Genomic DNA, 10,147 nt, shown 5'->3' with positions numbered 1-10,147 from the left:
TAAAATCACAAAAGCAAAAGCTTATATTTTACTTAAATTCAGTTACTTATAAGTTTATACAGCTATACTTCCATCAAATAAAATTACTTGAAGGGTTCGAGAATGAAATTTACAAAAATTGCAACTCCTGAACAAATCGATCAAAAATGGGTTTTGATTGATGCTGAGGGTAAAACATTTGGTCGTATGATCACTGAAGTAGCTACTATACTTCGTGGTAAGAACAAAGCATGTTTTACTCCTAATATCGACTGTGGTGACTACGTAGTTATCATTAATGCATCTAAGGCAAAATTTAACGGTCTTGGAAAAATAGCAAATAAAGAGTACTTTTCTCACTCTGGTTACTTCGGTAGCACAAAAAGTGTTAAAATGACTGAGCTTTTAGAAAAAAATCCTGAGAAACTATACAAATTAGCGACTCGTGGTATGCTTCCTAAAACTAAGCTTGGTGCTAAAATGCTTAAAAAATTAAAAATTTATGCAGGTGCTGAACATCCTCACACTGCACAAATTGCTAAATAAGGATTAATTATATGGCAAATAAAATCTATGCAACAGGTCGTCGTAAAGCGTCTATAGCAAAAGTATGGTTAACTCCAGGAACTGGTAAAATCACTATCAATGGTCTTTCTATTGATGCATGGTTAGGTGGACTTGAAGCGAAAAAACTTCGTGTAAAACAACCACTTGTACTTACTAAACAAGATACAAATGTTGATATCGAAGCTACTACTTTAGGTGGTGGTTTTGGTGGTCAAGCAGATGCACTTCGTCACGGTATTTCTCGTGCTCTTGTTGCATTTAACCCAGAATTAAAAACTATTCTTAAACCTGAGGGTATGATGACTCGTGATTCACGTGTTGTTGAACGTAAAAAACCAGGTAAGAGAAAAGCTCGTCGTTCTCGCCAATTCTCAAAACGTTAATCGTTTTGTATTTTTTATCAATGCTTATGCATTGGTAAAATCTCCTTTTTATTATATAATAACTTCAATTTTAAACTTGAAGGTTCTCTTTTTATGAAAAAACTCCCACTTATTTTAGTTCTCATTATCCTTGTAGCAATAGCAATACTTCCAATCATCGGCAATAAATTTATGCAAAATAAGATACAAGATGAGATAACACTTTTAAGTTCACATGGACTGAAACTACAAAAAGTAGAGACCAACGAGTCTTATCTCTCCACGAGCAAACATTTTGAATTTATTCTTGAGGATTCAAGTGAGATGATGCAATTGCTCAATAGTTACGCACAGTATCAAACTTCTCCTTATGATAACAAGCTTTTGAATGGTTTTTTAATTGGTTTGGATGTTGAGTATAGTAACATTCCTTTTGCTAAAACAATAGACTTTGATATTTATCCACTTGTAATGTCAAAGCAAATGCAAACAAATATGAAAGCTGAAGATGTGAAATTTTATGAGCAGTTTTCTGAATTTTTGCAAAATAAGGGTTTAGTCTATCATGTAGAATATAATCTTATTAACAATGATTTTAAAGGTTATATCAAAGATATTCAAGAAAATTACAAGTTACAAAATGGCTCAGTTTTAGAGATGAATCTCTCTGCTGCGACCTTTAGCGGACATGGGGAGTTGATAAATCCTGAGTCAATGAAGAGCAAGATAAAAGCCTTACACTTTAAAGCGAGCGAGGGCAATACAAGTGTTGTAGTTGCGTTAGAAAACTTTACAGCATCTAATACCTTTAGATCTTATAGCGAATACAAATCAGAGCTTGGAGCAAATGAGTTTAGTTTTATTATCAAGGGGACAGATGAGGATGTTTCTATGATTTTTCATGATTTTGAAACAAAATCATCTTCATCAGTAAAAAAAGACCTTGTAAGTGTTGCATCGAAAGCTTCTTTACAAAGTGTAGATATTGCATCTCAAAAAGTTACTTTTTCATTAAAAAAACTTCATAATGTAGTGAAAATTTCTGGTCTTGATAAAGCATCATTTGAAGAGTTTGTATCACTTGTAGCGAGTGCTGATAACTTAAATATCCTAGGCGCTCAAAAACATACGCAGGATCTGCTTACAAAGCTTTTGTCAAAGGGATTTATTATAGATATAAAAGATTTTTCATTGAAAAACTTTGTGCTCAACACACATGAAGATTTAAAAGGTTTTGAGATACAAGCAAAAATGAAAATAAAAGAAGATACAGAGTTAGCACAAAAGTTACAAATATCACCACTTCTTTTCTTGTCAAATATAGAGCTTAATTCCAAGGTGAAACTCTCAAAAGCAATGTATAAAAAGCTTCTTCTAACTTCACCAATGGCAAATAGTATCACTTCGTATGCCAAAGAAAAAAATGACGAAGTTGTGTTTGATATAGAGTTTGAAAATGGTGCATTTAGCGTAAATGGGAAACCGATTCAGTAAAGATGAGGGGCTTATTTTTTCTCTTTATATTGACTTTTTGTTTACATGCTTCTACCCTGCATTTAGCAACATCTTCAAACCCTGCAAGATTGAATCCTCTCTTGGCCACAGACTCATCATCAGCGGAGATAGCCGGGTTTTTATTTAATGGACTTGTGAAGTTTGATAAAGATTCAAAAGAAATCATTGCAGATTTAGCAGAAAAATTTTACTTTTTGGATGAGACGCATTTAGTTTTTGAATTACGTAAAAATGTGCTCTGGCACGATGGAGAGAAGTTTAGTGCTAAAGATGTGCTTTTTACGTATCAAACACTTATCTCAGATAAAATCGCTTCTCCGTATAGTTCGGACTTTCGTTTTGTGAAAAATGTAAAAATATTAGATGATTTTAAAATAGAAGTAGAATATAAAAAACCCTATTTTAAAGCCTTAGAAACATGGATGATGGGAATACTCCCAGAACATCTTTTAAAAAATGAAAAAAATCTCATGAGTTCCTCGTTTAATACACATCCTATCGGTACAGGTGCTTATAAACTCAAACGACTTGAATACTCTAAAAACATCGAGTTAGCTGCGTTTGACGACTATTTTGAGGGGCGTCCAAAGATTGACACTATCTCGTTTCATGTTATTTCTGATTCGATGACACGTTTTTTAATGCTTAAATCATCTGAACTTGATATTGGGAGTGTTGAGCCATTTGTCTATGAGAGACAACTTCAAAAAGAGTTCTTTGAAAAGTTTAATATTTATGAAAAAATTAGCCTCTCTTATACTTATCTTGGTTTTAATTTACGTTTAAAGAAGTTTCAAGATCCAAAGGTGAGAAAAGCACTCTCTTTGGCAATAGATAGACAAGAGTTAGTAGATATTCTCTTTTTGGGACATGCAAAAGTTTGTACAGGTCCCTTTTTACCGGGAACACTTGCTTTTAATCCTGATGTAAAAGCTCCAAAGCAAAATATTGAGGAAGCAAAACGTCTGCTAAACGCAGCAGGATATGATGAGAAGCATCCTTTTGAATTTGAAATAGTAACATCAAATGCGAGCTCTATTCGCCCGTATGCAGCCGAAATTTTACAATATCAGCTTAAAAAAATTGGTGTTATTGTCAAACTGCGTGTGATGGAGTGGCAGGCTTTTTTAAATATGGTTGTATTTCCTCATAATTTTGATGCAGTATTGCTTGGTTGGGGGCTTTCACCGACCCCTGATCCTTATGTATTTTGGCATAGTGATAGCGATAAAAAGGGCGGTTTTAATCTTGTTGGCTATCATAATAAAAAGATGGATAAAATGATAGAAAAATCTCAGGCTATCATCGACAAAAAGCAGCTTGGCAAGCTTTGTAGAGAGATGTTTGCTATCATAGCAGAAGATAATCCATACCTATTTTTATATATTCCAAACTCTATCACAGCGGTCAATAAAGATATCAAAAACATCGAGCCAGCACTTGGTGGAATTTGGCACAATTATATACAATGGGAGAAAAATTAGTATGATAATATTATTTGATTTAGACGGTACGCTTATAGATTCAACTGAGGCAATATTGGAGAGTTTTCATAACTCCTATGATGTTTATAATGAACCACATCCTGAGGATGAAAAGATTAAGTCGCTTATAGGGCATCCCTTGGATGTAATGTATAGGGGTTTAGGTATCCAAGAAGAGAAAATTTGGGATTATGTTGCTGCGTACAAAGAGCATTACCGCGTTATTTCTACGCAAAAGACTCTCTTACTCTCAAGGGCAAAAGAAGCTATAGAACTTGCAAGTAGTTTTGCAGAGTTAGGAATTGTAACGACAAAAACTGGAAAATATTCTAAGGTATTGATGGAGTATTTTGGAGTAATGGATAAGTTTGATGTATTGATTGGTCGTGAAGATGTGAAACACCCTAAACCACACGAGGAACCTATCTTAAAAGCACTAGAAAAATTTGAGACAAAGGATAAAGAAATTTGGATGATTGGCGATACACAAATGGATCTTGTTTCAGCATCCAATGCAAAGATTCATTCTATCGGTGTATTGAGTGGATATGATAAAGAAGAGATTTTAAAAAAATATACCAATATTGTCGTTAGCGATTCTTTAGATGCAGTTTCATATCTTAAAAGTAGAAAATTTTCACAAATGAATATTATATCTCAATGATAGTTATATTATGAAGCTATATTTAAGTGGCAGTTGTCTAAAATAGCATTGAATATACTTGTATAAATAATTTTTATAAGTTTTTTTAAAAAATCGAAGGAGAATTTATGCTAGAAATCAGATGGCATAGTCGTGCGGGTCAAGGCGCTGTTACAGGTGCTAAAGGTTTAGCAGACGTTATTTCTACAACTGGTAAGCATGTGCAGGCATTTGCATTTTACGGTTCTGCAAAACGCGGGGCTGCTATGACAGCATATAATCGTGTTGATGATAAAGTAATTATGAATCATGAAAAATATATGGAGCCTGATTATGTTTTTGTAATAGATCCAGCTTTAGTGTACACAACAGATGTTACTATCAATGGAAAAGATGAAACAAAATATATTATCACAACGCATTTAACTACAGATGAGTTAATCGCTTCTCAGCCTAAACTAAAGGGTAAAGAGGTTTATACAGTCGATTGTATTAAAATTGCTCAAGAGACTATTGGGCGTCCTATACCAAATACACCAATGCTTGGTGCATTTATGAAAATATCCGGAATGTATGATATTGATTTCTTTAAAGAGAGTATGGTCAGAATTCTAGGTAAATTGCCTAAAAAAATCGTTGATGCAAATATGATTGCTATTCAACGTGCATATGACGAAGTAAAATAAGGAGCTAAAAATGCCAAATACAGGTTGGGATGAATTTGAAATCGGAGCGATGCTTCGTACGTTTGATGGCGGAATAGATGATATTGCTGGTACACTTCAAGAAGACCGTCCATACTCACAAAACAGCTCTTTTTCTGCAAGTGTTGCTGACTGGAGAATTGAAAAACCAGTTTTTAACAAAGATTATTGTATTGATTGTCAATTTTGTTGGATTTATTGTCCAGATATTTCAATTATTTCACGAGACAAGAAGATGATAGGTATAGATATGGATCACTGTAAAGGGTGTGCAATCTGTGTTGAGGTTTGTCCTACAAACCCAAAATCACTTTTAATGTTCCCAGAAAAAGCAGACGAAGAAGTAGAGATTGCTAATTGGCCTGCAAAAGAAACGAAGGAGAAATAGATGGCATTTGATAAAATGGAATTAAAAGATATTGAAGTATGGGATGGTAACTTTGCTGCTGCTCAGGCAATGAGACAGTGTCAAATTGACGTTGTATCGGCATACCCGATTACTCCATCAACTCCGATTGTTGAGGGTTATGCAAAATTTTTAGCTGACAATTATGTTGAAGGCGAATTTGTAATGGTAGAGTCTGAACATGCTGCAATGTCAGGATGTATAGGCGCTTCTGCTGCTGGTGGTCGTGTTGCTACTGCAACTTCTTCTCAAGGTTTTGCATTGATGGTTGAAACACTCTATCAAGCTTCCGGTATGCGTTTACCAATTATTTTAAATGTAGTAAACCGTGCTCTTGCTGCACCACTCAATGTTAATGGTGACCATTCTGATATGTATTTAGGACGTGACTCTGGTTGGATTCAATTTGATGCATATTGTCCTCAAGATGCATATGATTTAAATTTCATAGCATTTAAAGTAGCAGAAGATCATGATATTCGTTTACCGGCTATGGTGCATCAAGATGGTTTTATGACATCACATACTGCACAAGGTGTACATACTTTAGATGATGATACTGCTTACAATTTTGTGGGTGATTTTAAACCTATGAATGATATGCTTGATTTTGAGCATCCTGTTACTCATGGTGTACAAACTGAAGAAGATTGGCACTTTGAGCACAAAGCACGTCAACATAATGACCTTATGACAAAAGTACTTCCAAAAATTCAAACAGTGTTTGATGATTTTGAAAAACTGACTGGTCGCAAGTATAACATCGTTGAAAAATACGATATGGATGATGCTGATGTAGCAGTTGTTTGTATGGGTACTTCAGTTGAAACTGCTCGTGAAGTTGCACTTGAGATGAGAGAGAAAGGCATCAAAGCTGGTGTTGTTGGACTTCGTGTTGTAAGACCATTCCCGTTTTTTGAAATTCAAGAAGCTCTTAAAGAAGTAAAAGCAATTGCTGCGCTTGATCGTTCATCTCCAAATGGTGCTCCAGGTATGTTGTTTAATGAAATTGCAGGTACGCTTTTCAATACAGATACAAAAGCACTGCTTTCTGGCTATGTATATGGCCTTGGTGGTCGTGACTTGACAAAAAAACATTTAGTAGATTTATATACTGAGCTTCAAGCAAATGTTGATGCAGGTAAAGTAACTACTCCACTACAACAATTCATCGGTGTTCGTGGACCGAAATTACAATTTTTATAGGAGAAAACTATGAGTGAATTAAAAAAAATAAAAAACTTAAAAGAGTTTTCTACATCAGCCGATCGTTTTGAGGGTGCGAACCTTCTTTGTCCTGGTTGTGCGCACTCTATTATCGTTCGTGAAGTTTTAAATGCAACGAATGATGACTTAGTACTTTCAGCATCAACAGGATGTTTAGAAGTTTGTACAGCGGTTTATCCATATACATCTTGGGATGCATCATGGATTCACATTGGATTTGAAAATGGTTCAACTGCAGTTGCAGGTGCTGAGGCAATGTACAAAGCACTAAAAAACAAAGGTCGTCTAAAGCAACCTGATCGTAATCCTAAATTTGTATCTTTTGCAGGTGATGGTGCTTCTTACGACATCGGTTTCCAGTGGATTTCTGGCTGTATGGAACGTGGTCACAACATCATGCACGTTGTACTTGATAATGAAGTGTATGCAAATACTGGTGGACAACGCTCATCGTCTACTCCTATTGGTTCATCAGCAACAACATCACCTGCGGGTCGTGTAAGTTATGGTGAAAAACAAAATAAAAAAGATATGGTCTCTATCATGGCTTCTCATGGTATTCCATACTCTGCACAAGTTGCACCAAACAAATGGAAAGATATGGTTAAAAAAATCCAACATGGTATGGAAGTAGATGGACCAGTATTTATTAATGCTGTTTCTCCTTGTACTACTGAGTGGAAATTTGACCCTAAAGATACTATGCTTTTAACAGATTTATCTACTGATTCATTGGTTTTCCCTTTATATGAAATCATTGATGGACATGAACTAAACATTACATATAGACCAAAAAATGTCGTTCCTGTTGAAGAGTACTTAGCTGCACAAGGGCGTTTTAAACACCTTTTTAAAGATGAATATAAATATCTTATCAAAGAGTGGCAAGAACGCGTTGATGCGAATTGGGCATATCTAAACCGCAGAGAAGAAGCTCGCGTTTAAAAAGCTTTAGCTTCACCGCATTTTGCACAAAAGTCAAAAGTGGCAGGCTTTTAGCCTAGCCTTGTTTTGACTTTAGCACAAACTACAGCAAATCTAAAACTTTTTTCATTCTTTAGAACTTTCTTACATTAATTCTTCAATTTACAATCAATCTATTTCGCTAAAATTACTTTAGACTATTGCCTAAGTGCAATGAAAAAAAAATTAAGGAATTATATAATGCCATTATTAGACTCATTTACCGTAGACCATACCATCATGCCAGCTCCTGCAGTGCGTAAAGCAAAGACTATGAAAACTCCAAGTGGAGATAAAATTACAGTATATGATTTACGTTTTTATGTACCAAATGTTGATAAAATGGATGGACGAGGGATACATACTCTCGAACACCTTTTCGCAGGTTTTATGAGAAATCATCTAAACTCTAAAAATCTAGAGATTATTGATCTCTCGCCTATGGGATGTCGTACTGGATTTTATATGTCAGTGATTGGAACACCTGATGAAAAGCGTGTAGCAAAAGCATGGAAAAAGTCTATGGAAGATGTTTTAAAAGTTAAAAGTAAAAAAGATATTCCAGAACTCAATATATATCAATGTGGAACATATAAAATGCATTCTCTAAAAAATGCTAAAAAAATTGCAAGCGATGTACTTTCACATAAAATAGGTGTGATGGACAACAAAAAACTCCAACTTAGTAAAAAACAATTAAAAGAGATAAATAAATAATGTTATTACAGTTACCAATGAATTCAACAGAGCTTCAAGAAGCAGAAATCACATCTGTTTTAGAAGCAAAAACTTGGGCACAGTTGCGTATAGAAGAGGGTGAATTGGTGGAGGTGGTGCATAGTGACGCTTATGATGGGTTTGAGAACTGGTCAGAAGCTGTTGTCGTGCAAAATGATGGTGAGCCTGTCATGGATTTTATCAATATGTCTATGATGGTACTTGTTGCACATACACAAAAAACTATTGATGACATTGTAGAAGCGTATCTATTTCGTGAGCTTCATGATTTAGCTTATTAAAATAAAGAGATAAATAAAATGGATTTAAAACAATTTTGTGAACTTTTTCATCCATTACCGGGTAATCATTATATACAAATTACTGACAGTATAGATGAGACTACTGAGGCTCTTTATGAGCTTCTACAAGGGGTTGATGGAGAGTTAAGTATTGCTCTTTATGAAGAACAACAAAGCACTTTGCCTCAAAATTTAAAAGATGTAAAACTCCAGTCAATACAAAAACTTTCAAATCCATTTCGTGCTCTACCTCGCGATAATGATATGGTTATATTTAAAAATATTTTTTATAAACATGCAAATCCTGAGTTACTCCTGCGCATAGCTTATACCACTTTAGCTAATACTGCCAATATTATTATCATGCAAGATAAAGGCACGATGGATATTCAAGCAACAAAAGAATTACTTGAGAAGTTTGAATTTCGTGCACCAAATGAGATAGACGTTCTTGATGAATATGACCTGGTCATGGCAAAAAAAATGCATATGTGGGGGAATGGGTTGTAGCCTTTTTATTTGCTATATCCCTCCATATCACTGCTATTACTTATTTGTATTTTGAATGCAAATATGCTATCATATTATATGAAAATAGTAATAGATACAAGTGTATGGATTTCAGCTCTCATAATAAAAGAGTCACAGGTAAGAGAGATTTTGCGATTGGTTTTTATAGGAAAACTGCATCCTCAAATGGGTGAAGCTCTATACCGAGAGTATGAGTCTGTAATGAAGAGAAAAAAGATACAAAAACTGACAGTTCTCAGTCATTGTGAGCAAGAAGAACTTTTTTGTGCTTTTTTAAATAATTGTCAATGGAATGGTATGTATTACTCATGGAGACCAAACTTAAAAGATGAAGATGACAACTTTTTAGTAGAACTTGCTGTTGCAAGTAATGCAAAAGTTATTCTTACATATAATGAAAAAGATTTTAAAGAGAGTGAACTTCTTTTTAATCATAAAGTAATTACACCAGAAAATTTTATAAAGGAGATGCAATGAGTACTATTACATTAAGAGTTCCAGATTCTAAGCATGAAAGATTAAAACAGTATGCAAAAGAGCAGGGTATTAGTCTTAATAAATTGTTTGATGAACTAGCAACTGTAGCACTTGCCCAGTTTGACGCAAAAACAAGATTTCAAATCAATGCTTCTAAAGGAAATAACAAAAGAGGTTTAGAACTTTTGGACAAATTAGATAAAGAGTTTGAAAAAGATAGATAATAATCTTGTAAAAGGCATACTTGATTTTGCGCTTTAAGTAGATACA

14 protein-coding genes are annotated in these 10,147 nt (G+C 34.4%); all 14 read left to right on the top strand.

Annotation, left to right across the window (positions count from 1 at the left end; translation table 11 throughout):
- Positions 1-102: 102 nt before the first annotated feature.
- The 14 genes from rplM to MV052_RS01000 all read left to right on the top strand — a co-directional run bounded on the left by rplM (position 103) and on the right by MV052_RS01000 (position 10,101).
- Entirely contained in the window at positions 103-525 is a 423-nt protein-coding gene (gene rplM, locus MV052_RS01065) for a 50S ribosomal protein L13 (RefSeq protein ID WP_297440115.1), read from the top strand.
- A gap of 11 nt (positions 526-536) precedes the next feature.
- Entirely contained in the window at positions 537-929 is a 393-nt protein-coding gene (gene rpsI / locus MV052_RS01060) for a 30S ribosomal protein S9 (RefSeq protein ID WP_297440114.1), read from the top strand.
- 93 nt (positions 930-1,022) lie between these two features.
- Positions 1,023-2,402: a DUF945 family protein gene (locus MV052_RS01055; protein ID WP_297440112.1), complete on the top strand. Its 1,380-nt coding sequence runs from the start codon at positions 1,023-1,025 to the stop codon at positions 2,400-2,402.
- A 2-nt stretch (positions 2,403-2,404) separates the two neighbouring features.
- A complete protein-coding gene (locus MV052_RS01050; protein WP_297440111.1) occupies positions 2,405-3,907 on the top strand; it encodes a peptide-binding protein in 1,503 nt (500 codons plus the stop codon).
- A 1-nt stretch (position 3,908) separates the two neighbouring features.
- Positions 3,909-4,571, top strand: coding sequence for an HAD family hydrolase (locus MV052_RS01045; RefSeq protein WP_297440110.1), 663 nt, complete (start codon positions 3,909-3,911; stop codon positions 4,569-4,571).
- A 107-nt stretch (positions 4,572-4,678) separates the two neighbouring features.
- The gene (locus MV052_RS01040; protein ID WP_297440109.1) at positions 4,679-5,236 is read left to right on the top strand and encodes a pyruvate flavodoxin oxidoreductase subunit gamma; all 558 of its coding nucleotides are present in this window, start codon (positions 4,679-4,681) and stop codon (positions 5,234-5,236) included.
- A gap of 10 nt (positions 5,237-5,246) precedes the next feature.
- A complete protein-coding gene (locus MV052_RS01035) occupies positions 5,247-5,642 on the top strand; it encodes a 4Fe-4S dicluster-binding protein (RefSeq protein WP_297440106.1) in 396 nt (131 codons plus the stop codon).
- On the top strand, positions 5,643-6,866 hold the full coding sequence (locus tag MV052_RS01030) for a 2-oxoacid:ferredoxin oxidoreductase subunit alpha (RefSeq protein ID WP_297440104.1): 1,224 nt from the start codon (positions 5,643-5,645) through the stop codon (positions 6,864-6,866).
- Between the two features lie 9 nt (positions 6,867-6,875).
- Positions 6,876-7,832, top strand: coding sequence for a thiamine pyrophosphate-dependent enzyme (locus MV052_RS01025; protein WP_297440103.1), 957 nt, complete (start codon positions 6,876-6,878; stop codon positions 7,830-7,832).
- A gap of 219 nt (positions 7,833-8,051) precedes the next feature.
- Complete coding sequence (gene luxS, locus MV052_RS01020) at positions 8,052-8,567, top strand: S-ribosylhomocysteine lyase (protein WP_297440101.1); 516 nt, start codon at positions 8,052-8,054, stop codon at positions 8,565-8,567.
- The gene (locus tag MV052_RS01015) at positions 8,567-8,869 is read left to right on the top strand and encodes a hypothetical protein (RefSeq protein WP_297440100.1); all 303 of its coding nucleotides are present in this window, start codon (positions 8,567-8,569) and stop codon (positions 8,867-8,869) included. The genes luxS and MV052_RS01015 overlap by 1 nt, the downstream gene beginning before the upstream one ends.
- Before the next feature lie 18 nt (positions 8,870-8,887).
- Positions 8,888-9,379 carry a hypothetical protein gene (locus MV052_RS01010; RefSeq protein ID WP_297440099.1) on the top strand — a complete coding sequence of 164 codons (492 nt, stop codon included), beginning with the start codon at positions 8,888-8,890 and terminating at the stop codon, positions 9,377-9,379.
- 78 nt (positions 9,380-9,457) lie between these two features.
- Positions 9,458-9,877, top strand: coding sequence for a putative toxin-antitoxin system toxin component, PIN family (locus tag MV052_RS01005; RefSeq protein WP_297440098.1), 420 nt, complete (start codon positions 9,458-9,460; stop codon positions 9,875-9,877).
- On the top strand, positions 9,874-10,101 hold the full coding sequence (locus MV052_RS01000; RefSeq protein WP_297440097.1) for a toxin-antitoxin system HicB family antitoxin: 228 nt from the start codon (positions 9,874-9,876) through the stop codon (positions 10,099-10,101). Before MV052_RS01005 ends, MV052_RS01000 begins: the two co-directional genes overlap by 4 nt.
- Positions 10,102-10,147: the final 46 nt, after the last annotated feature.

The organism is Sulfurimonas sp. (assembly GCF_026988655.1).
GTDB lineage: Bacteria > Campylobacterota > Campylobacteria > Campylobacterales > Sulfurimonadaceae > Sulfurimonas.
Note: the sequence above shows the minus strand (reverse complement) of the source record. Positions and strands in the feature narration are given on the sequence as shown.

What these genes read in the sequence shown, in the direction of transcription:
- rplM (WP_297440115.1), top strand. Translation starts at nt 103, where the DNA reads ATGAAATTTACAAAAATTGCAACTCCTGAACAAATCGATCAAAAATGG.
- rpsI (WP_297440114.1), top strand. Translation starts at nt 537, where the DNA reads ATGGCAAATAAAATCTATGCAACAGGTCGTCGTAAAGCGTCTATAGCA.
- MV052_RS01055 (WP_297440112.1), top strand. Translation starts at nt 1,023, where the DNA reads ATGAAAAAACTCCCACTTATTTTAGTTCTCATTATCCTTGTAGCAATA.
- MV052_RS01050 (WP_297440111.1), top strand. Translation starts at nt 2,405, where the DNA reads ATGAGGGGCTTATTTTTTCTCTTTATATTGACTTTTTGTTTACATGCT.
- MV052_RS01045 (WP_297440110.1), top strand. Translation starts at nt 3,909, where the DNA reads ATGATAATATTATTTGATTTAGACGGTACGCTTATAGATTCAACTGAG.
- MV052_RS01040 (WP_297440109.1), top strand. Translation starts at nt 4,679, where the DNA reads ATGCTAGAAATCAGATGGCATAGTCGTGCGGGTCAAGGCGCTGTTACA.
- MV052_RS01035 (WP_297440106.1), top strand. Translation starts at nt 5,247, where the DNA reads ATGCCAAATACAGGTTGGGATGAATTTGAAATCGGAGCGATGCTTCGT.
- MV052_RS01030 (WP_297440104.1), top strand. Translation starts at nt 5,643, where the DNA reads ATGGCATTTGATAAAATGGAATTAAAAGATATTGAAGTATGGGATGGT.
- MV052_RS01025 (WP_297440103.1), top strand. Translation starts at nt 6,876, where the DNA reads ATGAGTGAATTAAAAAAAATAAAAAACTTAAAAGAGTTTTCTACATCA.
- luxS (WP_297440101.1), top strand. Translation starts at nt 8,052, where the DNA reads ATGCCATTATTAGACTCATTTACCGTAGACCATACCATCATGCCAGCT.
- MV052_RS01015 (WP_297440100.1), top strand. Translation starts at nt 8,567, where the DNA reads ATGTTATTACAGTTACCAATGAATTCAACAGAGCTTCAAGAAGCAGAA.
- MV052_RS01010 (WP_297440099.1), top strand. Translation starts at nt 8,888, where the DNA reads ATGGATTTAAAACAATTTTGTGAACTTTTTCATCCATTACCGGGTAAT.
- MV052_RS01005 (WP_297440098.1), top strand. Translation starts at nt 9,458, where the DNA reads ATGAAAATAGTAATAGATACAAGTGTATGGATTTCAGCTCTCATAATA.
- MV052_RS01000 (WP_297440097.1), top strand. Translation starts at nt 9,874, where the DNA reads ATGAGTACTATTACATTAAGAGTTCCAGATTCTAAGCATGAAAGATTA.